This window comes from Nonomuraea sp. NPDC049141, assembly GCF_040648415.1.
Classification (GTDB): domain Bacteria; phylum Actinomycetota; class Actinomycetes; order Streptosporangiales; family Streptosporangiaceae; genus Nonomuraea.
Window position 1 is genome coordinate 582,810 of the sequence record NZ_JBEZDR010000002.1, and the last position, 23,171, is coordinate 605,980.

At 69.6% G+C, this 23,171-nt stretch carries 17 protein-coding genes; 8 read left to right on the top strand and 9 right to left on the bottom strand.

Annotated elements, in window-relative coordinates; genetic code table 11:
* Positions 1–71 precede the first annotated feature (71 nt).
* Positions 72–389 (top strand): STAS domain-containing protein, encoded by a 318-nt coding sequence (locus AB0B91_RS07530; protein ID WP_358317123.1) that lies wholly within the window; start codon positions 72–74, stop codon positions 387–389.
* A 198-nt stretch (positions 390–587) separates the two neighbouring features.
* Here AB0B91_RS07530 and AB0B91_RS07535 read toward each other — a convergent pair whose 3' ends face one another.
* The 4 genes from AB0B91_RS07535 to nucS form a co-directional block, all read right to left on the bottom strand.
* Positions 588–1,130 carry a TetR/AcrR family transcriptional regulator gene (locus AB0B91_RS07535; protein ID WP_358317125.1) on the bottom strand — a complete coding sequence of 181 codons (543 nt, stop codon included), beginning with the start codon at positions 1,128–1,130 and terminating at the stop codon, positions 588–590.
* 144 nt (positions 1,131–1,274) lie between these two features.
* A complete protein-coding gene (locus tag AB0B91_RS07540) occupies positions 1,275–2,747 on the bottom strand; it encodes an aldehyde dehydrogenase family protein (protein WP_358317127.1) in 1,473 nt (490 codons plus the stop codon).
* Between the two features lie 32 nt (positions 2,748–2,779).
* Positions 2,780–4,093, bottom strand: a complete 1,314-nt coding sequence (locus AB0B91_RS07545; RefSeq protein WP_358317129.1) for a carotenoid oxygenase family protein — start codon at positions 4,091–4,093, stop codon at positions 2,780–2,782.
* Between the two features lie 76 nt (positions 4,094–4,169).
* Entirely contained in the window at positions 4,170–4,832 is a 663-nt protein-coding gene (gene nucS, locus AB0B91_RS07550; protein WP_358317131.1) for an endonuclease NucS, read from the bottom strand.
* 116 nt (positions 4,833–4,948) lie between these two features.
* On the opposite strand from nucS, the gene AB0B91_RS07555 reads away from it, so the two are divergent.
* From AB0B91_RS07555 to AB0B91_RS07580, 6 genes are all read left to right on the top strand, one after another.
* On the top strand, positions 4,949–5,239 hold the full coding sequence (locus AB0B91_RS07555) for an ATP/GTP-binding protein (protein ID WP_358317133.1): 291 nt from the start codon (positions 4,949–4,951) through the stop codon (positions 5,237–5,239).
* Positions 5,240–5,330: 91 nt separating this feature from the next.
* Positions 5,331–6,035, top strand: a complete 705-nt coding sequence (locus AB0B91_RS07560) for an alpha/beta fold hydrolase (RefSeq protein WP_358317135.1) — start codon at positions 5,331–5,333, stop codon at positions 6,033–6,035.
* 164 nt (positions 6,036–6,199) lie between these two features.
* On the top strand, positions 6,200–9,511 hold the full coding sequence (locus AB0B91_RS07565) for a LamG-like jellyroll fold domain-containing protein (protein WP_358317137.1): 3,312 nt from the start codon (positions 6,200–6,202) through the stop codon (positions 9,509–9,511).
* A gap of 142 nt (positions 9,512–9,653) precedes the next feature.
* Positions 9,654–15,788 carry an RHS repeat-associated core domain-containing protein gene (locus tag AB0B91_RS07570; protein ID WP_358317139.1) on the top strand — a complete coding sequence of 2,045 codons (6,135 nt, stop codon included), beginning with the start codon at positions 9,654–9,656 and terminating at the stop codon, positions 15,786–15,788.
* A 116-nt stretch (positions 15,789–15,904) separates the two neighbouring features.
* Positions 15,905–16,666: an SDR family NAD(P)-dependent oxidoreductase gene (locus AB0B91_RS07575; protein ID WP_358317141.1), complete on the top strand. Its 762-nt coding sequence runs from the start codon at positions 15,905–15,907 to the stop codon at positions 16,664–16,666.
* 179 nt (positions 16,667–16,845) lie between these two features.
* A complete protein-coding gene (locus AB0B91_RS07580; RefSeq protein ID WP_358317143.1) occupies positions 16,846–17,670 on the top strand; it encodes an alpha/beta fold hydrolase in 825 nt (274 codons plus the stop codon).
* 7 nt (positions 17,671–17,677) lie between these two features.
* Here the strand turns inward: AB0B91_RS07580 and AB0B91_RS07585 are convergent, their stop codons facing one another.
* The 3 genes from AB0B91_RS07585 to mce all read right to left on the bottom strand — a co-directional run bounded on the left by AB0B91_RS07585 (position 17,678) and on the right by mce (position 20,817).
* The gene (locus AB0B91_RS07585; protein WP_358317145.1) at positions 17,678–18,763 is read right to left on the bottom strand and encodes an AI-2E family transporter; all 1,086 of its coding nucleotides are present in this window, start codon (positions 18,761–18,763) and stop codon (positions 17,678–17,680) included.
* A gap of 139 nt (positions 18,764–18,902) precedes the next feature.
* Positions 18,903–20,201, bottom strand: a complete 1,299-nt coding sequence (locus tag AB0B91_RS07590; RefSeq protein WP_358317147.1) for a DivIVA domain-containing protein — start codon at positions 20,199–20,201, stop codon at positions 18,903–18,905.
* A 166-nt stretch (positions 20,202–20,367) separates the two neighbouring features.
* Positions 20,368–20,817, bottom strand: a complete 450-nt coding sequence (mce, locus tag AB0B91_RS07595; protein WP_358317149.1) for a methylmalonyl-CoA epimerase — start codon at positions 20,815–20,817, stop codon at positions 20,368–20,370.
* A gap of 84 nt (positions 20,818–20,901) precedes the next feature.
* On the opposite strand from mce, the gene AB0B91_RS07600 reads away from it, so the two are divergent.
* Positions 20,902–22,086 carry an acetyl-CoA C-acetyltransferase gene (locus tag AB0B91_RS07600; RefSeq protein ID WP_358317151.1) on the top strand — a complete coding sequence of 395 codons (1,185 nt, stop codon included), beginning with the start codon at positions 20,902–20,904 and terminating at the stop codon, positions 22,084–22,086.
* 101 nt (positions 22,087–22,187) lie between these two features.
* Here AB0B91_RS07600 and AB0B91_RS07605 read toward each other — a convergent pair whose 3' ends face one another.
* Together AB0B91_RS07605 and AB0B91_RS07610 are read right to left on the bottom strand one after the other, a co-directional pair.
* Positions 22,188–22,340, bottom strand: coding sequence for a hypothetical protein (locus tag AB0B91_RS07605; protein ID WP_219526770.1), 153 nt, complete (start codon positions 22,338–22,340; stop codon positions 22,188–22,190).
* Between the two features lie 151 nt (positions 22,341–22,491).
* Entirely contained in the window at positions 22,492–23,163 is a 672-nt protein-coding gene (locus AB0B91_RS07610; protein WP_358317153.1) for a DUF4230 domain-containing protein, read from the bottom strand.
* Positions 23,164–23,171: the final 8 nt, after the last annotated feature.

Below are 23,171 nucleotides of genomic sequence, written 5' to 3' on the forward strand. Positions count from 1 at the left end.
CCCCGGCAAGCGCCCTGCGAAAGGGTACGACTACGCCGCGTGAGACATGTGGCGTGACTTGAGGAGGTGGCATGCGCGTCCGGGGCGATCCAAGGGCCCAGGTGGTGCGGATCGGGACGAGACTCGACGCCGGGACGTCGGCGCGGGTGCGGACGCGTCTGCACGACGCGGTCGACTCCGGCGAGGGAGACCTGATCCTCGACCTCTCCAAGCTGGAGATGATCGACGCCACCGGTCTTGGAGTGCTCGTGGGCACGCATCGGCGCGCGATCAGCGTGCAACGCCGCCTCGTTCTTCGGGGGGTGCCGCCGCGGATCATGCGGATCCTGGCGGTGACCCGGCTGAATCGGGTGCTGCCTGTGGAGGCTTCGGAGGTCGCGGTGGCCTGAAGCGGTGGCCGGCGGTGCACGGGAGTACGCCGGATGTCGCGATATATAGGGCGAGCAGCGATCAGCCGCTGCTCGCCGCTTTTCGTGGCCCATACTCCCACAGGCGGTAGTAGTTCTAAGAACGGCAGATATGCTGATTAGCGCGGCGATTATTCGCCATACCACATTGCCAAATAAACACGATCCGTAATCAGGGCCTCACGACGTACCGAGGGTTCTGCCGAAGATGTGTACGGCGACGCCGACCAGTTCGTCGATGGGCGGCGGCTCCTCCGCCAGCAGCCATTCGATGAGCAGCTCTTGTAGCGCTCCAATAGCTCCGAGCGCCACCAGCCGTCGATTCGGCTGGCCCGACTGCGGGAATTCCGCCGCCGCGTCTTCGACAAGACGGGCGAAGGAGTCGACGGCACGCTGGCGAGAAGCCGTCAGAACGTCGCCCGACCTGCGCACCTCCAGGTGCATGATGCGAGCGCGACGCCAGTCGGCGGTGGCGAACTCGATATACGCGCGAATCCCCGCCCGCACCCTGTCCTCCAGGGTCGCGGGCGCCTCTTGTAACGCCTTGGCAACAACTGCGAGGCTTTCCTCCACGCATCGCTCGTGCAGCGCCTGAAGAAGTTCCTCTCGGCCACCGAAACATTCGTAGAAGGCGCGGTTCGAGATCCGGGCCTCCGAGCACAGTCTTTCGATCGTCGTCGCCGCGAAACCTGGCTTCGCGTATAGCGTGTAGGCGGCTGTCATCAGCCGCTCGCGTCTGTCTGCCAGCCTTTGCTCAGCCGACATTCCCCGGTAAGACCGGTTCACATTCCACCCGTCCAACATGATCGTGGCCCCCAGAGCACACAATTATGGACGGATGATCCGTTTTGGGAAAGAGCATATACTTTATCTCTTACGTCGCCCGTGCAAGAACGTGACAAGCCTGATCAGCCGCTCAAGCTCCGCGGGCCCTCTGCTGAACGAGGTCAGGTTCATGCCGGGCATGGCGAACCGCTGTCGGCTGATCGCTTTGGGCCTGGCGAACTCCCGCAACCCGTCGGCTCCGTGGATGCGCCCGAAGCCCGAATCGCCGATCCCGCCGAACGGCAGCGCGGGCACTCCGGCGAATGAAATGACCGAGTTGACGGCCGTCATCCCGGTGCGCATCAGCCGGGCCAGTTCCATGGCCCGGCGCGCGTTGCCGGAGAATACGGTGCCTGCCAGCCCGTACGCCGAGGCGTTGGCCAGCTCCAGCGCCTGCTGCGCGTCGCGGGTGCGCCGTACGGTGATGGTCGGGCCGAACGTCTCCTCGCGCACCGCGGGGGAGTCCTCCGGGACGTCCTCGACGATCACCGGGTCCACGTACGGCGCGCGCACCGAGTCTGGGCCACCTGTCACGACTTTTCCGGACTTGGTGGCGTCGTCGATGTGGCGCCGGATGATGTCCAGCTGGCCCGGCATGGTGATCGGGCCGTAGTCCTCGCCCGCCTTGACCGTGGCGACCCGGGCCGACAGCTCGCGCATGAAAGTTTCATAGACGGCGTCCACGACGTACACCCGCTCGACACCCACGCACGTCTGCCCGGCGTTGGACATCGCTCCCCACAGGCAGGCGTCGGCGGCGGCCTTCACATCGGCGTCGGCGTCGACGATGAACGCGTCCTTGCCGCCGCACTCGGCCACGATCGGCGTCAGGTTCTCGGCGCAGGCCGCCATGACCCGCTTGGCCGTGGCCGTCGAGCCGGTGAACGCCACCTTCTTGACCCGCGGGTCCTTCGCCAGCAGCGCGCCCGTCTCCCCGAGCCCGGTCACGGTCTGGAACACCGGCTGCTCCGGCACCGACTCGGCGAACAGCTCCGCCAGCCGCACCCCGACGCCGGGGGTGAGCTCGCTGGGCTTGAACACGACCGCGTTGCCGGCCGCGAGCGCGTACGCGATCGAGCCCATCGGCGTGAAGACCGGGTAGTTCCACGGACCGATCACGCCGACCACGCCCAGCGGCAGGTATTCGAGCGTGGCGGCCAGGTTGAGACCGATCATCCCGGTCGAGACGCGGCGCCGCCCCAGGACCTTGACCGCGTTGCGGGCCGCCCAGTCGAGGTGCGTGATCGCCAGCACGATCTCCAGCGTGGCGTCGCCGACCGGCTTGCCCGTCTCGTCGTGCACGAGCCCGGCCAGCTCCTTGAGGTGCTGGGTGAGCACGGCCTTGTAGTCGAGCAGGCGGCGCCGGCGTTCGGCGGGGGCCAGCCCGGCCCACCAGGTCGCGGCCTGCTCGGCCCGGCCGACGGCCTCGCGCACGGCGTCGGCGGACTGCTTGGGGTGACTCCCGACGACCTCGCCGGTCGCCGGGTTCAGTGAGTCGAACGTCAGCGTGGTCATGGCGTCACCATAGACCGGTAAGCCATCGCTTACTAGCGTGGGACGTCCGCCAGCCACGTCCCGTGGAAGCCGGCCGGAACCCGCCGGGGCAGCCGGACCGACGCCACGTCCGACAGGTCGGTGGCGTCGAGTACGAGCAGCTCGGAGCTCTCGCCCGTGGTGACCACCGACAGCAGCCAGCCCTCGTCCTCGGCCCGCGCCCCCTCGGCCGCCACGAACACCGCCTCACCCGTGTCGTCGCCGGTCTCCCTCGCCTGGGCCGCGCCGGTCCGGTGGTCGTACTTGACGATGGAGCGGGAGTTCTCGCCCACCGTGTAGAGGTAGCGACTGGCCCGGCCGAGCAGGGCGTCGTTGAACGTGGGGAACTCGATGCCCCGATCGTCCTGCGCCTCCTCCTTGACCGAGCCGGACGCCGGGTCGAGCGTCCACCGGTGCAGCGTCGCGGTGGCGATCGTGGCCGCGTGCCTGGCCGGGTCCCCGGTGTTGCCGATGCGCGCCCACAGCCCGGTGAAGTCGGCTTGCGCGTAGCGGGCGGCGTTGAGCACGATCCGGCCGTCCGCGTCCTCCCAGGCGTTGCCGACATGGAAGACGTAGCACGGGTCGACGTCGAACCAGCGGGTCGGGCCGCCCTGCCGGGGCGTCACGCCGATCCGCGCGCCGTATCCGTCGTCCCAGGCGTACGGCATGCCCGTGCGCCCGGCCTCGAACACGAAGGGCAGGTCGAGCCAGATCAGGTAGTGCTCGGTGACGGCGAAGTCATGCATCATCGTCGACTTCGGCACCTCGATCTCCCGGCTCTCCACCAGCTCGCCGTCCGCCGACAGGCGGTGGTAGGTGACGAACGGCGGGAAGTATCCGTAACCGAAGAAGTGCAGCTCCCCGGTGGCCGGGTCCTCCTTGGGATGCGCGGTCATCGCCGTGGCCAGCCGCCCGCCGAAGTCGTACGGGCCGACCGTGGCCAGCTCCGGCGTCAGCTCGTGCGGCAGGCCGTTCTCGACGAGCGCGAAGATGCGGTCGGCGTGCCTGATCACGGAGGTGTTGGCCGAGACGGCGGCCCTGTCGAGGCCGCTCTCGCCGATGAAGGGCGCGTTGTCGGTGAACTTCTTGGTGCGTACCCACCGGTTGCGGTACCACTCGGCCCGCCCCCGGTCGAGCCGTACGCCGTGCAGCATCCCGTGGCCGGCGAACCAGTGGCCGGGGTCCTCGCCCGGCCTCGGGTTGGGGCCGTTGCGGAAGTATCGCCCGGTCAGCTCGGCGGGCAGGGCGCCGGAGACGGGCAGGTCGTACGCCTCGGTCTCGTCGGAGACGGGGGCGAGGTTGCCGCTCAGGTAGAAAGGCGTCGTCATATCACGCTCCAATCTTGATATGTCAAAACTAGAATGTCTAGCCGTGACATGTCAACACAGGAACGTCGTCCGCGTATCAGAAGAGCGTGGGGTTCTCCGGTTCGATTCCACGCAGCGTGTCGTAGTCGAGGGTGACGCAGTGAATGCCCCGGTCGGCGGCCAGCACGCGGGCCTGGGGCTTGATCTCCTGGGCGGCGAAGACGCCGCGGACCGGGGTCAGCAGCGGGTCGCGGTTGAGCAGGTCCAGGTAGCGGGTCAGCTGCTCGACGCCGTCGATCTCGCCGCGGCGCTTGATCTCGACCGCCACCGTCGCGCCGAGCGCGTCACGGCAGAGGATGTCGACCGGGCCGATCGCCGTCATGTACTCGCGGCGGATCAGCGAATAGCCGGGGCCCAGCGTCGTGATGTGCTCGGCGAGCAGCTCCTGCAGGTGCGCCTCGACGCCGTCCTTGATCAGGCCGGGGTCGACACCGAGCTCGTGGCTGAAGTCGTGGAGGATCTCCTCCATCGTCAGGACCAGCTTCTCGCCGGACTTGCCGTGGGTGACGGTCCAGGTCTCGCCGTCTTCCTTGAGCTTGCACGGCGGGTTCATCCAGTTGAGCGGCTTGAAGGCGCGATCGTCGGCGTGGATGGACACGCTGCCGTCCGCCTTGATGAGAATGAGCCTTGGCGCCATCGGCAGGTGAGCCGTGAGCCGTCCGATGTAATCCACGCTGCATCGCGCGATGACCAGCCGCATGACGGCCAACCCTACCGGCTCTGGAAAACTGGACGCATGGCGTTCGAGATGGTGGGAGTGGCCGGCTTCGGCATGACGGGGGCGGGAGGCGCGGAGAGGCCGGCGCGGGCCGAGCCGTGAGCCCGCGCCGCGCCCGCCGCAGGGAGTCCTCCCGTCCGCTGGGCCTTCCCGGGGGCGTGGACCGGGTCGAGGAATGGCCGGACGGGGAGTGGAAGGTACGCATGCTCACCGGCTCCACCTCGACCAAGATCTACCGTTGCCCCGGCTGCGACCAGGAGATCCGCGCCGGGCAGCCGCACCTGGTGTCCTGGCCGGCCTGGAGCGGCGGTGACGACGAGCGCCGCCACTGGCACCCGGCGTGCTGGCGCAAGAGACTGGATCGCGGCCCCGGCCGCACCCGCTACTGAAACCGTCGCGGCAAGCCCCCCGCCGCAAGCCTCCCCGCGACACGCCCCCGAACATGACCCCCGTGATTTGACCACTCTGAAGGGACCGACGTTGGAGATTCGCGCGGCGACCGTGCTGCCCGCCCGGCGAGAGCCGATCGAGTTGCACACGGCCGACGGCCAGATCCTGGTCGGAGAGCTGGCCCTGCCCCTCGACCGGCCACCTGTGGCGACGCTGGTCACCTTCCACCCGCTGCCGACGCACGGCGGGTTCATGGACAGCCACGTCTTCAAGAAGGCCGCCAACCGCCTGCCCGCCCTGGCCGACCTGGCCGTGCTCCGCTTCAACACGCGCGGCACCTCCTCCGATCGCGGCACCTCCTCCGGCACCTTCGACGGCGGGGAAGGGGAGCGGTTCGACGTGGCGGCGGCGCTGGAGTACGCCGAATACCACGATCTGCCGCACGTGTGGGTGGTCGGCTGGTCGTTCGGCACCGAGCTGACGCTGAAGTGGGCCCGCGACCCGCTCGTCGAGGGCGCCATCCTCCTCTCGCCGCCGCTGCACCGGGCCACGGACGAGGACCTGGACGCGTGGGCCGGGTTCGGCCGGCCGCTGGTGGCCCTGGTGCCGGAGTTCGACGACTACCTGCGGCCCGAGGAGGCCAAGCGGCGGTTCGCGCGGGTGCCGCAGGCCGAGGTCATCGGGGTCGACGGGGCCAAGCACCTGTGGGTGGGCGAGCCGTACGTACGCATCGTCCTGGACGAGATCGTCCGTCGGGTGAACCCGTCCGCCGCTCCGCTGCCCGTCAACGTCTGACCTGGCGATTTTTTTCAGACATAGCGCAATATTTGACGAAATTCGGCAGAGATCTAGACGAACCGCTTCTCCCGGGTGACAATCCGATCGTCAATTGAAGATCGTGGAGACGCCGGGCGAGCTTGACCTGCGCGGTGTCCCCAGCTCGGTACCGGCGAGGGTGAATGCGCGTAGTTCGTGGGCTGGTCGTGGTGATGTTGGCAGGGGCGGTAGCGGCAGCGCCCCTTGATCATCTGGACGCCGTCGCCAGTGCGCGGCAGAAGAGTACGGACGCCGGCCTTCGACAACAGAGCAAGAACGCGGCACCGGGGGAGGAGCCCGCGCTCGCTCTCGCCCGCCGGACCGGCAAGCCGGTCGAGGTGGAGGCGATGCGCACCGAGACCCGCCAGGTCTTCGCCAAGCCGGACGGCACTTTCACCCTGGAGCAGTACACCCGGCCGGTGCGGGTCCGCCGGGCGGGCGCATGGGTGGCCGCGGACGCCACGCTCCGGTTACAGCCCGACGGGTCGCTCGCCCCGGTCGCCACAGCGGTGGGACTCAGCTTCTCGGGCGGTGGGACCGCGCCGCTCGCCCGGATGAACCGCGGCGGCAAGACACTGGAGCTCGCCTGGCCCGGGCAACTGCCGAAGCCGGCGCTGAGCGGTGACACCGCGACCTACCCCGAGGTCCTGCCCGGCGTGGATCTCCAGGTGAAGGCGGACGTCGACGGCTTCTCACATCTCCTCGTGGTCAAGTCGCGGGCGGCGGCCGAGAACCCGGCCCTGGCCGAGCTGAGCTTCCCGATCAAGACCAGCGGGCTGTCGATGAAGTCCACCCAGGGCGGCAACCTCGAAGCGAACGACGCGAACGGCGGCACGATCTTCACCGCCTCGCCGCCGATGATGTGGGACTCCTCCGGATCCTCGGCCGCGCACACGCTCGCCGCCGGGGAAGGCTCGCCCGCGGACGCCCGGCACGAGGTGATGGGCCTCAAGCTGGTCGGCAAGAAGCTGGTGCTCAAGCCGCACCGGGGCATGATCGAGGACCCGGCGACCCGCTATCCGATCTACCTCGACCCGTTCTTCTCGGCGGCTCGCGGCGCGTGGACGTCCGTCTGGAGCAACAACCCCACCTCCAACTTCCTGAACGCCAACGACGTCGCCAGGGCGGGACACGTCTCCGGGCAGACCAACCGGTCCTTCTTCCAGATGGCCACCGGCACGACCATCCACGGCAAGCAGATCATCAAGGCGACGCTGCGTACGTACGAGACCTGGTCCTACTCGTGCACCAAGCGGCAGGTCGAAGCCTGGTCCACCGGCGCGATCAGCAAGACCACCACCTGGAAGGTCCAACCGGCCTGGAACAGGATCCTGTCCACGGTGAATGTGGCGAAGGGCTGGGGATCGGCCTGCCTGCCCGGCGGCGTGGAGTTCGACGTCACGTCCATGGCGGTCGAGGCGGCCGCCAAGAAGTGGTCCACGATGACGATCGGGATCCGGGCGACGAGCGAGACGGACAGCTACGGCTGGAAGAAGTTCAAGAACAACCCCAGCCTGGTGATCGAGTACAACTCGCTGCCGTCCGCGCCCGTCGCCGCCGACGCGTGGTCGGACCCGGGAGGCGGCTGCCTGTCCGGTGACGCGCGGCCGGTCATCAGCGGTGCGGCGCCGAAGCTGTGGGCCAAGCTGCGTGACGTCGACAACTCGGTCAGAGGCCGGTTCGAGTGGTGGAACGCGGCCGGCGTCAAGGTGGGCGAGTACGTCACCGGGCTGGCGAGCACGGGTAGCGCCTTCTACGCGCAGATCCCCGCGGGCGCCTACGCCGACGGCTCGCTGATCCGCTGGCGGGTCCGCGCCGAGGACGGCAAGGCCGACAGCGCGTGGGGCCCCTGGTGCGAGGCCACGGTCGACGCCTCCGCGCCCGGCAAGGAACCGGTTGTGACGTCCCCGCAGTACCCCGAGGGCGGCTGGAACGACGGCGTCGGCCGGGCCGGCTCCTTCACCTTCACCGCCAACGGCGTCTCCGACGTCGTCACCTACGTCTACGGCCTCGACACCACGCCGAAGACGGAGGTCGCGGCCGACCAGTCGGGCGGGACGGCGACGATCCAGCTCACTCCACGTCATGACGGCCCCAACGTGCTGTCGGTACGCAGCAAGGACCGCGCGGGACAGCAGGGCCCGATCCGCACCTACCTGTTCAACGTCAACGCGGGCACCGGCCCCGACGGCCACTGGACCCTGGACGAGGGCCAGGGCACCGTCGCCGCCGACGGCACGGGCGCCCACCACGCCACCCTGTCCGGCCAGGCCACCTGGACCACGGGCCGGACCGGGCTGGGGCTGCGCCTCGACGGGACAGGCGCGCACGCGCTGACCAACGGCCCCGCCGTGTCCACCCAGCGCAACTTCACCGTCACCGCCTGGGCGCGGCTGACCAGCACGAACGCCACCGCGACCGTGGTCAGCCAGGACGGCGCGCGGGCCGGCGGCTTCGCGCTGCAGTACTCCAAGGCCGACGACCGCTGGGCCCTGAGCCGTACGGTCGCGGACGCCGACGGGGCGCAGAGCGTGCGCGCGCTGTCGGCGGCGGCGCCGCGGCTCGGTGAGTGGACCCACCTCACCGGCGTCTACGACTCGGCCGCCAAGGAGCTGTCGCTGTACGTCAACGGCAGGCTGGAGTCGACGGCCCCCTTCACCCAGCCGTGGGACGCGACCGGGTCACTGGCGATCGGCCGGGGGAAGGTCAACGGGGCCGGGGCGGAGTTCTGGCCCGGTGACCTCGACGAGGTCCGCGTCTACGGCCGGGCGATGTTCGCCGACGAGGTCGCCGACCTGGTGAACAGCGCCGCGACGCTGGTCGGGCACTGGAAGCTCGACGAGGAGTCCGGCACGCTCGCCGCCGACTCCTCGGGCCGGGCCACCGCCGCGACGCTGGCCGGCGCCGCCACCTGGGGCGAAGGCTGGCTGGACGGCGCGCTCGCGCTCGACGGCGTCAACGGCCACGCACAGGCCGGCGCGCCCGCCGTCAACACCAAGGCCGGGTTCACCGTCGCCATGTGGACCCAGCTCGACTACCTGCCCACCCGCGACGCCGCCGCCGTCTCCCAGTCCGGGACCAGGGCCAGCGGTTTCCAGCTCGGTTTCGACAAGGAGCAGGGGCGCTGGGTCCTCGGCATGGCCGCCGCCGACACCGACACCGCCGCGCTGGTGCGTACGCGGTCCGACGCCGTACCCGCGCCGCTGGAGTGGACCCACGTGGCCGGGGTCTACGACCCGCTCGCGGGTGAGCTGCGTGTCTACGTCAACGGCCGCCTGTCCGACAGCACCATCACCGACCACGTGAGCGCGTGGAACGCCACCGGCCCGCTGCAGCTCGGCCGGGCCAAGACCGCGGGCGTCTTCGCCGGCTACTGGCCGGGGACCGTGGACGACGTCCGCACCTACGACGGTGTGCTGAACGCCGAGCAAATCTCCCAACTAGCCGCCCAATAACCCCCCAAAAGACCGGGAGAGGTCGGAAAAAATGGATCAGCCGAGTGGGTTAGACCTGCCGGATTCGTACTGGAATCGTTTACAGCAACCACTGAAACGGTCGTCATGGCCCCGGCGGCTGGCAGCCACCCTGTCCGTCGTCATGGTCAGCACGCTGGTGTCGGCGATGCCCGCGCAGGCCGCGGGCCGCTCCGCCCCGACCGTGCAGAAGGAGACCCCGGTACGCGGGCAGAAGGTCCCGGTGCTGCCCGCCCAGGCTGATCCGGCCCAGAAACAGGCGTGGAAGGCGCCACCAGGCATCACCTGGCCGAAAGCGCAGACGGTCGAGCTGACCGTGACCGGCGACGCGCAGGCCAAGACGCTGGGCGCCACCACCTTCCCGATCCGCCTGGCCGCGCCCAAGGCGGGGACGAAGACGGCCAAGGCGGCCACCCCCGACCCGGCCCGCGTCGAGCTGCTGGACCCCGCTCAGACGCAGAAGGCCGGACTGCTCGGCCTAGCCCTGCGGGTCTCACCTGGGCAGGGACTGACGGCCAAGAGCGGGAAGACCCGCCTGGCGATCGACTACTCCGGCTTCCGCTACGCCTACGGCGGCGACTACGGCGCCCGGCTGCGGCTCGTCCGGCTGGACGAATGCGTCCTGACCGCCACCGCGACCGGCTGCCCGCGGCCGGAGCCGGTGCCCGGCGACAACGACACGAAGGCGGGCACCCTGACCGCCGACGTGGACATGCCCGCGCTGTACGCGCTGGCGGCGGCGCCTTCCGGGTCGTCCGGCGACCATGGAGCCACCTCGCTCGCCCCCTCGGCCCAGTGGAGCGTCGGCGCCCAGTCGGGTGACTTCAGCTGGGGATACGAGCTGCGAGCGCCGCCCGCGCTGGGCGGTGACGAGCCGGACCTGTCGATCGACTACTCCTCCCAGAGCGTGGACGGCCGCACCGCCTCCACCAACAACCAGCCGTCCTGGGCGGGTGAGGGCTTCGAGCTGAACCCCAGCGGCTACGTCGAGCGCCGTTACAAGTCCTGCATGATCGACGGCAAGAAGACCGGCGACCTGTGCTGGGACCAGGAGAACGCCACCCTGTCCCTCGGCAACTCGGCCGTCGAGCTGGTCAAGGACGCCACCACCAAGCAGTGGCGCCCCAAGCGCGACGACGGCACCCGGATCGAATACCTCACCGGCGCCGTGAACGGCGACAACAACGGTGAGTACTGGCGCGTCACCGCGGCCGACGGCACCCAGTTCACCTTCGGCCTGAACCGCCTGCCCGGCTGGGTCACCGGCAAGCCGGAGACGAAGTCGGTCCAGACGGTGCCGGTCTTCGGCAACAACAGCGGCGAGCCCTGCTACAACAGCACCCCGGCCAACGCCTGGTGCCAGCAGGCCTACCGGTGGAACCTCGACTACGCGGTGGACACCCACGGCAACGCCACCACGTATTGGTACGCGCTCGAGAACAACTACTACGGCCGCAACATGAAGCCCGAACTGGGCACCCTGTACGCGCGAAGCGGCTACCTCACCCGCATCGACTACGGCTACCTCAAGGGCGAGCTGTTCACCAAGGCGCCCGCGGCCCGCGTGGTCTTCGACGTGGCCGAGCGCTGCCTCCCCAGCGGAACGATCACCTGCGCCGCCGCCGAGCTCAAGAAGGAGACCGCGAGCAGCTGGCCGGACGTCCCGTTCGACCAGATCTGCGACTCCGGCGTGAAGTGCACCGACCGCCTGTCGCCGACGTTCTTCACGCGTAAGCGGCTGGCCAAGGTCACCACCCAGGTGCTCAACACCGACACCGCCAAGTGCGCGGGCGCGCAGTACTGCCCGGTGGACTCCTGGACGCTGACGCACCAGTTCCCCGCCACGGGTGACGGCCTCAGCCCGTCGCTGTGGCTGGCGTCGATCCAGCAGAGCGGCCTGGTCGGCGGCACGATCACGCTGCCCAAGGTCACCTTCACCGGTGTCCAGCTGCCCAACAGGGTGGACGCCAACGAGGGTCGCGCCCCGCTCGTCAAGTGGCGCGTTCAGGCGGTGAACAACGAGAGCGGCGGCGAGCTGCGCGTCAACTACGCGCCGGCCGACTGCAAGCCGGGCGACCTGCCGGCCGCCGACAAGAACAACCGGCGCTGCTTCCCGCAGCGCTGGGCCCCGGCGAACGAGGCCGAGGTCACCGACTGGTTCCACAAGTACGTGGTGACGCAGACGGTGGAGGCCGACCGGGTCGCGGGCTCGCCGAACGTGGTTACCGACTACGAGTACCTGGACGGCGGCGCCTGGCGCTACGCCGAGAACATCCTCGTCAAGCCCGAGCACCGGACGTGGTCGGACTGGCGCGGGTTCGGCCGGGTACGGGTGCGCGAGGGCGACGGCCAGGACACCAAGCGCACGCTCACGGAGTTCAGGTACTTCCGGGGCATGGACGGCGACAAGCAGGCCGACGGCACCAAGCGTACGGCCGAGGTGGTGGACACCGAGGGCGTCAAGCTGGCCGACCTCGACCAGTTGTCCGGGTTCGAACGCGAGGAGATCCTCTACGACGGTGACGGCGGGTCCATCCTGACCGCGACCGCCGAGGAGCCGTGGTCGCTCAAGACCGCCGAGTCCACGCAGGGCGGCGTCACCAAGGCCGCGTACGTGGTCGAGCCCAAGTCCATGGTCACCCGCACCGCGTTGAGCGGCGGCAAGTGGCGGCGTACCGGCGAGGAGCGCGCGTACGACACCAAGGGCCTGCTCACCCAGGTGGAGGAGAAGGGCGACCTGGCCAGCACCGACGACGACCAGTGCACCCGCTACACCTACGCCCGTGACGACACGGCCTGGCTGATCGACTACACCAGCAGGATCCAGAAGGTCGCCGCGGGCTGCGGCACCGGCGTGGCCAAGCTGGCCGCCGAAGAGGTGATCTCCGACCAGCGGGTCCAGTACGACAACAAGGCGTACGGCCAGGCCCCGAGCAAGGGCGACGTGACCGCGGTCCAGCTCGTCACCGGGGACGGCACGGCGAGCACCGACAGCACCCACACCTACGACACCTACGGCCGCGAGACCAGCGAGACCGACGCGGTCGGCACCAAGTCCGTCACCACCTACACCCCGGCCGCGGGCGCCCCCGCGACGGAGATCGTCGAGACCAACCAGCTCGGCCACGTCGACCGCACCCTGCTCGAACCGGCCTGGGGCGAGCCCATCGCCGAGGTCGACGCGAACAACCGCCGCGTCGACATGGAGCACGACGCGATCGGCCGCCTGGTCAAGGTCTGGCAGCCCGACCGGAGCAAGTCGGCGGGGCAGTCGCCCAGCACCGAGTACTCCTACCAGATGCGCAACGACGGTCCCAGCGTCGTCACCACGAAGACGCTGCGCGCGGACGGCTCCTACACCACCAGCTACGAGCTGTACGACGGCCTGCTGCGCGAGCGGCAGACCCAGGAACCCGCGCCCCTCGACACCCAGACGCAGGACCCCGCGCTGCGTGAGGGACGCACGATCACCGACACCATCTACAACTCGCTCGGTGAGACGGTCAAGTCCAACACCGGCTACTTCGCCACCGGGGCGCCCTCCACCGAGCTGCTCGCGGTGGCCGACGCCGACGTGCCGACCCAGGTCGTGTCGACGTTCGACGGCACCGGAGACGTCAGCGCCCAGGCCCTCAAGGCGAAGGGCGTGGAGAAGTTCCGGGTGTCCTCCACACAGGAGGGCGACCGGATCCACGTGACGCCGCCGCCGGGCGGCACCGCGACGACCCGCATCGGCGACGCCGAGGACCGCCTCATCGAGCTGCGCCAGTACAAGGGCGCGACCCCGACCGGCGAGTACGAGTCCACCAAGTACACCTACGACCACGCGGGACAGCTGTCCACGGTGACGGACCCGGCGGGCAACGTGTGGCGCCACCACTACGATCTGCGCGGGCGGGAGATCAAAACCGAGGACCCCGACAAGGGCGTCACCACGATGACCTACAACGACGCCGACGAGCTGCTCAGCACCACTGACGCCCGCGGCAAGACCCTGTGGTACGTCTACGACGAGCTGGGCCGCAAGAAGGAGATGCGGGCGGACTCCGCGACCGGCACGCTGCTGGCCGAGTGGAAGTACGACGCGCTGGCCAAGGGCCACCTGAACGCCAGCATCCGCTACGTGGGCGGGCAGGCGTACAAGGCGGAGATCAACGCCATCGACACCAGCTACCGCACGCTGCGCCAGACCGTCACCGTCCCCGAGCGGGAGGGCAAGCTGGCCGGTTCGTACCAGCTCAACACCCGCTACACGCTCGACGACCAGGTCCAGTCCGTCAGCTTCCCCGCCGGCGGCGGCCTGGCGGAGGAGTCGGTCGTCTACTCCTACGACGAGCTCAGCCAGCCGACCAAGGTCACCGGCCTGTCGTCGTACGTGACCGCGACCCGCTACTCCAAGCTGGGCGAGACCCTGCAGTACGAGCTGGGCGCCGGAGGCAAGAAGACCTGGCTCACCTACACCCACGACGAGTCCACCCGCAGGCTGACCAGGATGCGGCTGGACAGGGAGAGCGCCACCGCGGCCGACCTCGACCTCAACTACACCTACGACGCGGTGGGCAACATCACCAAGATCGCCGAGCAGGCGAGCGGCCAGGACACGCAGTGCTTCAAGTATGACCATCTGCGCCGCATGACCTCGGCCTGGACGGCCACCGACGGCTGCGCCGCCGGCACCCCGCAGTCCGACAAGATCGGCGGCGTGGCCCCCTACGCGGTCAGCTACAACTACGACGCCACCGGCAACCGGATCAAGGAGACCAAGCACGCCTGGGGCGGCGCACCCGAATCCACCCGCACCTCCACCTTCCCGGCGGCGGGCGCCAAGCAGCCGCACGCGCTGCAGGCCGTCGGGGCGGACGTGTTCGCCTACGACGAGGCCGGCAACACCACCAGGCGCAAGGTCGGCAATTCAGACCAGACCCTGGTTTGGGACGCCGAGGGCAACCTGGAGTCGGTGACGGAGGCGGGCAAGAGCACCTCGTTCGTGTACGACGCGGACGGCGAGCGGCTGCTGCGCAAGACCACGACCGACGCCACCCTGTACGTCGACGACATGGAGCTGCGCTTCGACTTCGCCAAGGACGCGGTCGAGCAGACCCGCTACTACACCATCAACGGCGAGGCCATCGCGGTCCGCACGCCGGACAACCAGGTCTACTTCCTGGCCAACGACCACCAGGGCACCGCGCAGGCCGCGGTGAACGCCGGGACCGCGGCGGTGGCCATCAGGAGGATGACGCCGTTCGGCGAGGACCGGGGATCGCCGCCACAGTGGTGGCCAGGACAGCGCGGGTTCGTCGGCGGCGGGAACGACCCGACGACCGGGCTGGTCCACCTCGGCGCCCGTGAGTACGACCCCAAGAACGGCCGCTTCATGTCGGTCGACCCCATCATCGACGAGGAGGACCCGCAGCAGCTCAACGCCTATGCCTACGCCAACAACAGCCCCGTCAGCATGAGTGACCCCGACGGGCAGCTGTTCTGGATCGTCGTCGGCATCGCGGCCAGGATCGCGGCGCGGATCATCGCCAGGAAGCTGGCGCAGGCGGCCGCCAGGCGGGCGGCGTTGGCGGCGGCACGGGCGGCGGCAAGGCGCGCGGCCATCGCGGCGGCCAAGCGCAGGGCTGCGGCACTGGCCAGGAAGAAGGCCTTGGAACTGGCCAAGAAGAAGGCGGCTGAGGCGGCCAAGAAGAGGGCCTTGGCGGCGGCCAAGAAGAAGGCCGCGGAGAAGATCAGAAAGGCCGCGGCTGCTGCGGCGAAACGACGGGCCGCCGCGGCGGCGAGAAGGGAAGCCAGGAGGAAGGCCGCTGAGGCGGCGGCGAAGAGGCGGGCCGCGGCGGCGGCCAGGGCACGCAACCACCGGGCCGGCCGGCTCCCACGCGGCATCCAGCAGGCGCGGCAGCGCCCGGCACACCGGCCGACCAGCCAAAGAGCGGTACAGCGGCAGTCGCCGCCCAAGGCGAGCCGGCAGCCGGCACAGCCAAGACCGAGCCAGGTCTACCGCAACGACGGCAGCACGCAGCAGACCCAGTCCTACACCGTCTACGGCAACGGCCGGATGTACCCCGAAGGGAGACCCCCGACGCGCCTCCCAGATCGCGCCGGCTCCGGAAGTGCGGAGAAACAGCTCTGGAAGAATGAGGAGATCGAGCTGACCAAGAGGTCTGGCGCGATCGCCGAACTGGGCGCCCGAAGTCAGAAGATCGTGGACAACATCGTCGACACCATCGACACTCTGTTGGGCGGGCTGGGATAGCACCTCTCTCCTGCCGATGACGGACCGGCGCGGGGCTCTCGCAGCTCCGCGCCGGTGGCGTTTCCAGGCCCCCAGTCCATAGAATCTTGTTCGGTTCCGATGCGAGGAGGCATCCCGTGGGCGCGTTCGATCTCAGCGGTAAGCAGGCTCTGGTCACCGGGGCGTCGAAGGGGATCGGGCGGGCCATCGCGCTCGCGTACGCCGAGGCCGGGGCCGACGTGGCACTCGTGTCCCGCTCGGCCGAACCCCTGGCCGAGGTGGCCAAGGAGATCGAGGCGCTGGGCCGGCGCGCGGTCGTCCTGCCCGCCGACCTCACCGACCGCGACGCCGCCACGGGCGCCGTGGCGGCGGCGATCGACGGGCTCGGCCACCTCGACATCGTGGTCAACAACGCCGGCGGGTCGAATTTCCTCGTCGAGTTCAAGGATCTCCGGCTGTCCGGCTGGGACAAACTCCTCCGGCTCAACCTCGACTCGACCATGGCGGTCTGCCACGCGGTGGCACCTCACCTCCTGGACAGGGGCACCGGCTCGGTCATCAACGTGGCGTCCGCAGCGGCATTGGGCGCGCCTTTCCTGGCCCCTTACGCGGCGGCGAAGGCGGCCGTCGTGGCGTTGACCAAAACCCTGGCCGTGGAATGGGCGCGAGCCGGTGTGCGGGTCAACGCTCTATGTCCCGGCTGGACCGCCACGGATCTCAACCGCAACCTGTGGGAAGACGAAGCGTCGAACGAGGCGACGGTGTCCAGTGTCCCGATGCGTCGCTGGGGAACACCTGAGGAAATGGCCCATCCAGCGGTTTTCCTGGCTAGCGGCGCATCCGCCTATATGACGGGCCAGGTGCTCTTCATAGATGGGGGCGCGACGGCCATCAGATAGGTGGCAATGGTGAAGAATGCGCACGTCACGGCGCCTCGCCCGGGAGCCGGAGGAGCGTGTCCCTGGACAGGCCTCGGCCAGGTGCGGCGGTTGGGGCCGGCCACTGCCGGCCGTAAAAAAGACTGGTGTCACAGAAAGCGGTCAGCACACGAGGCAATATCGGCATAAGCCGAGAAGTGATGGAATCACAAAAGAGGTCTACCGTATCGTGCGTGCAGCTTTACACGAGATCAGCCGGAACGGGACTCCCGGTCGTACTGCTTCACGCGTTTCCGCTCTCGTCGGCCATGTGGCTGGCGCAGCGAGAGGGGCTGGCCAGGTCGTGCCGCGTGATCACACCTGACCTGCGCGGCTTCGGTGGGTCGCGGCTGGGGGAGGAAGAGCCGTCGGTCGAGGTCATGGCCGACGACGTCGCCAGGATGCTCGACGGCGAGGGGGTCGATCGCGCGGTCGTCGGCGGGCTGTCGATGGGCGGCTACGTGACGATGGCGTTCTGCCGCCGCCATCCCGACCGGCTGCTGGGCGTCATACTCGCCGACACGAAGGCCACTCCCGACCCTGAGCCCGCCCGTGAGAACAGGGAGCGCATCGCCAACGCGGTCCTGTCCGGCGGCAGCGCGGTGCTCGTGTCCGAGGTGCTGCCCGCGCTGATCGGGCCCACCACCAAGGAGCGCAGGGCCATGGTGTTCGGGCGGGTCAAGGGGCTCGTGCAGTCGGCTCCGCCCGGTGCGGTGGCCTGGGCGCAGCGGGCCATGGCCGGGCGGCCCGACTCCTTCGACACGCTGGCCGCCCTCAAGGTGCCGCTGCTCGTCGTGGTGGGGGAGGAGGACGAGCTGGCGACCGTGGCCGACGCGGAGGCGATGGCGCGAGCCGTACCCGACGGCCGGCTGGAGATCATTCCGAAGGCCGGTCACCTGTCGGCGGTCGAGCAGCCGGAGGCGTTCAACGCGGCCGTGGCGGAGTTCCTCAACAGCGAACTCGGCGGCGCGGCACGACCTCGCTGACGAGAAGTCAGGCCTGTGCCTGGCGGGGGAGGACGAACTCCCGGATGATCAGCGCGATGGCGGCCGCGACCGGGATGGCCACCAGCGCGCCCACGATGCCGAGCAGCGCGCCGCCGAACAGCGCGGCGATCACCGTCACCGCCGGCGTCACATCCACGGAGCGTTTCATGACGCGCGGGTAGATCAGGTAGTTCTCGACCTGCTGGTAGATCACGAAGAACACCGCGCACGCGAGTCCCACGGGCAGCGACTGAAGCAGCCCGACCCCCGTCACGAGCACCGCTCCGATGGTGGCGCCCACGAGCGGGATCAGGTCCGTGAGTGCGACCACCAGCGCCAGCGCCAGCGCGTACTTCACGCCCATGACCGACAGGAAGATCCAGGTCAGCACGCCCGCGATGACCGAGATGAGGACGTTGCCCGCGACATAGCCGCCGATGCCGTCGAGGATCTGCTCGCTGATCTCCCTGGTCCGCTCCCGCCGGGAGACCGGCACCAGCTTGAGCAGGTACGCCTTGATCGTGTGCAGGGAGCCGAGGAAGTAGAGCATGAGCACCAGCAGCGTCACCGTGGTGAACACGCCGTCGAGCACCACCAGCCCCGCCCCCACGACCCCACTGGCCAGCGAGGGCCCCAGCTGGCTGGTGACGAACGTGGCCACCTTCGGCAGGATCTGGTAGTCGGCGTCGAGCTGCCGGAGCGTCGGATGGTTGCTGAGCTCGGTCACATAACCGGGCACGGCCGCGATGAACTCGCTCAGCTGCTTGCTCACCGGCGGCACCACGGCCAGCCCGAACAGCACGAACGCCACGATGACCCCGGCGAACACGATCGAGATCGCCCCACGCCTGGCCAGCCCGCGCCGTTGCAGCGCCTCCACGGCCGGGTTCAGCCCGACCGCCAGGAACATCGCCACCACGACCAGGACGATCACGCTCAGAGAGCGGACGACCATCTGCGCGAGCGCGATCGCGGTCAGCACGCCCAGCCCGCCGACCAGCCCGAACATGAACGGCCCCCGGGTGAGCGGCGGCGTGTACGACGGCGGCTTGGCGACATCCTCCACGGCAGGGGATTCGGCTTCTGCGGACACGGGGGCTCCTGGAAGATCACGACAAACCACGGCAGTTTTTGACATATGCCCTACGGAACGACAAAGAGAGCCTAGCGACCCCAAGGTCACCAGGCTCTCTTCAACCGTCAGCCAACCCCCGTGTAGTCGACTCCGGCGGCTACTCCTGCCACCACTCCGCGTCGTCTTCACCCTTGGTCTCGGCCTTGGCCGGCGCCGGTGCCGGTGCGGCGGCCGGGGCGGGCTTGTCGTTGACCGGTGCGGCGATAGCCGGCTTCGGCGGGGCCGCCGTGACCGCGGGCTCGGGCTCCATGCCCGGCAGAGCGGCGCCACCGAGCAGCTGGCGCAGCTGCGCCAGGTGGCTGGTGATGCTGTCGCGCTGGCGGGTGAGCTCGTCGACCTGGCGCTGCATCGCCGTGCGGGTGCGCTCGGCGTCGCTCTTGGCCTCGGTGACGATGGTCTCGGCGCTGGACTTGGCCTCGGAGACGATCGTCTCGGAGCTCTTGCGAGCGTTGGCGACCAGCTGCTTGGCGTGCAGGTCGGCCTCGCGCCTGGTCTGGTCGGCCTGCTGGGTGGCCTTCGTGGCCCGCGACTCGGCCGTGGCCGCGCGCTGCTCGGCCTCGGCGACCAGCTTCTGCGTGTTGGCCTGCGCGGTGGCGTGGCGCTCGGCCTCCTGGCGCTCGGCCTCCTCGCGGCGGGAGGCGAGCTGGATCTCGAACTCGGCCTCGTCCTGCGCCCGCTTGGCCTCGGACTCCTCCAGCACCCGCTGAGCCTGCGCGCGCATCTCGTCGGCCTGTCGCTTCGCGGTGGTCAGCACCTCGTCGCGCTCGCGCTTGGTCGAGGCGCGTAGCTGCGCCACCTCGCGCTCGGTCGTCGTGCGCAGCTTGGCGATCTCGCGCTCGGCGTCGGCCCGCTTCTCCGCCACCTCGTGGTCGGCGGTGGCCCGCAGCTTGGCGACCTCGCGCTCGGTGGTGTTGGTCAGCTCGTCGGCCAGACGGCGAGCGGTCGAGCGGGTCTCCTCCGCGTCGCGCTCGGCGCTGGTGCGCATCTCGTCGGTCTCGCGCGTCGCCTGCGCCCGCTTGTCGGCGGCCTCGGCCTCGGCGGCGGCCCGGACATCGGCGGCCTCGACCTTGGCGGCGGCCTTGATCTCGTTGGCCTCGGACCTCGCGGCCTGGACGAGCTCGGTGGCCTGCTCCTCGGCGAGGCGCAACAGCTGCTCGATGCGGGCGCCGAGACCGGAGTAGGTCGGGCGCTCCTGCTCCTGCAACTGGCGCTGGGAGTCGGATAGATCGCGCTGCAGGGACGTCACCTGCTCGCGGGACTGGCGAAGCTCACCGTCGAGCTGCTTCAGATGATCGTGAACCTGATGGCGGTCGTAACCGCGGAGCACGACGTCGAACTCGCGTGCTGGGGCATCCTCGAAGAAGTTGTTGAGCTGGGCGTCGATGTCGGACTGCATGGAGGCTCGATCCTGGGTTGTCGAGACGGCTACACGGGCCGGACGGGGGGTTCGGGACAGCCGAGCCAGGAGCCTGTGCCTCGCGGCAGGCGCCTTGTCCGGTGGAAAGCCAGCGTACTCCGCCAGCCCCGCCTGAGAAGCCCCGTCGGACTATCTGCGTGACTAGTTACATACGATCGGTTTTGACGTTTGCCGGAGCTCCGGCTGCCTGCACCAGCTCAGTGAGCATCCCTCCCACGTCCTTGGGGTGCGCAAACGCGATCTCCGACCCCATCGAGCCGTGTCGCGGGTGCTCGTCGAGCAGCCGCACGCCCTTACCCGCCAACCGTTCCATCGCCTCGGCCACGTCCGGCACCCCGAACGCCACGTGGTGCACGCCCTCGCCGCGCTTGGCCAGGAACTTTCCCACCGGCGTGTCGGGCGACAGTGGCTCCAGCAACTGAATGTAGGAGCTCCCGCCCTCGCCGTCGGCGATGTGGAGCATGGCCTCCCGGACCCCTTGCTCCTCGTTCACCTCGCGCGCCACGACGGTCAACTCGAACGTTTCCGAGAATAGCGCGATCTTCGCCTCAAGGTCGTGACAGGCGATCCCGATGTGGTCGATCCGCATGAACATGTGTGGCCTGCCTCCATAGCGAGCGTGCACCTACTCGTGGGTATGGTGTCAAAGAACCCCTCGCGCGCACAGGAGGCCGTCGCCATGTCTGGGTCCGTCATCGTAGCCGGAGCTCGTACGCCCATCGGCAGGCTGCTCGGCGCCCTGTCCGAGTTGCCCGCCGTGGAGCTCGGCGGCATCGCCATCAAGGCCGCCTTGGAACGTGCCGGAGTCGCTCCGGAGGCCGTCGAGTACGTGATCATGGGCCAGGTGCTCCAGGCGGGCGCGGGCCAGATCCCCTCCCGCCAGGCCGCGGTCAAGGCGGGCATCCCGATGACCGTCCCTTCGATCACCATCAACAAGGTCTGCCTGTCGGGGCTGGACGCCATCGCCCTGGCCGACCAGCTCATCCGCGCGGGTGAGTTCGACATCGTGGTCGCGGGCGGCATGGAGTCGATGACGAACGCGCCGCACCTGCTGCCCGGCCTGCGCAAGGGCGTCAAGTACGGCGGCGCCCAGGTGCTCGACTCGATGGCGCACGACGGCCTGTTCTGCGCGTTCGACCAGTGCGCGATGGGCGAGTCCACCGAGCGCTACAACGCCCGGCTGGGCATCGGTCGCGAGGAGCAGGACGCGCTGTCCGCCCGCTCCCACCAGCTGGCCGCCGCGGCCACCAAGAACGGCGTCTTCGAGGACGAGATCGTGCCGGTGGAGCTCCCGCAGCGGCGCGGCGAGCCGGTGGTCGTCAAGGAGGACGAGGGCATCCGCGGCGACACCACCGTGGACACGCTGGCCCGGCTGCGGCCGGCGTTCGCCGCCGACGGCACGATCACGGCCGGCTCGGCCTCGCAGATCTCCGACGGCGCCTGCGCGGTGGTCGTGATGTCCAAGGCCAAGGCCGAGGAGCTGGGTCTGCCCTGGCTGGCGGAGATCGGCAGGCACGGCAACGTGGCCGGGCCCGACACCTCGCTGCAGTCGCAGCCGGCCAACGCCATCAAGCAGGCGCTGGCCAAGCAGGGCCTGAGCGTCGGCGACCTCGACCTGGTGGAGATCAACGAGGCGTTCGCCAGCGTGGTGCTCCAGTCGGCGAAGGAGCTGGGCGTGCCGCTCGACCAGGTCAACGTCAACGGCGGCGGCATCGCGCTCGGCCACCCGATCGGCGCCTCGGGCGCGCGCATCGTGCTCACGCTGGCCCACGAGCTCAGGCGCCGGGGCGGCGGCCTGGGCGCGGCCGGGCTGTGCGGCGGCGGCGGTCAGGGCGACGCGCTCATCATCCGCGTACCCGCGTAACGCATCAGGGGTGAGAGCTCGGCTCTCACCCCTGATGTGCGTCTATGGAGGTTGGTGAGCCCGGCCGCGAGGGAGGTTGCGGCCGGGCTTTCTTGCGGTGGTCATGAGGAGAGGAGCTTGGCGAACACCGAGCGGTGACGACGCTCGGCCTTCTGTCCCTTCTGCGCCTCGCGGGCCCGGCGGTGCTGGGCCGCGGCCTCGCGGAGCTCCTCCGCGTGGTTCTTCATGACGACGTATTCGAGTTCGGCGTTCATCCGAGTGCTCCCGGTTTCTTTCGGTCTTCTTCCCTGGCACTTTCCAGGTTGCTCCTAAGGCCCCTGCCGCCACATCGGGCGGATGCCCTATCTGTGGCAGTAGGCCGATGTGCGGAGCTACCTAGGGCGCCGGTCGCAGGACCTAAGGCACCTAGGGCTGGTCGGCGAACTTCACCGTCACCTTGGCGAACCCGAGCGACTTGAGCATCCCTTCGAGCATGGCCTTGGTGTTGGTGTCGGCGCGGGCGCGCAGGTCACTGGACGCCGCGGCCTCGGCGATCTTGGTCTCCGCCAGCACGTACAGCTCCCGCTGGTCGTTCGGGGACGACGACAGGAAGCCCTGCACGCGGTCCAGCAGCCCGCGCTGCTGCGCGAAGACGTAGGAGCGCCGGTTGTCGAGGTTCGGCTTCTCCAGTTGCGCGCGGGGCAGGCGGATCGTGGCCTCCGTACGGTCCTTGGAGACCGTCACGCCGTTGGCCCCCATGGCGGAGAAGTCGACGTAGGCGTCCACGTTGCCCGCCCCCACGAACAGCGTGCGGGTGCCCTTGACCGCGTCGGGCAGGAACCGGGCGTCCTTCTCCAGGTCGACCACCACCTGGAAGTTGCCGGTGGCCGCCTCGAACCGGCTCAGGTCCTTGATGGACTGCAGGAGCACCGGCTGGCTGCGGTCGATGGTCTGCTCGCCGAACGGGTTGAGCCAGGTCCAGGCCAGCCGGCCGCCGACCACGAGCAGAACCGCCACGACCAGGAAACCGGCCAGATATCGCCACCTGCGGCGCCGCCGCGGGGTGACCGCGGGGGGCGCCGTTTGGGAAGTCGTCATGCGAGTGT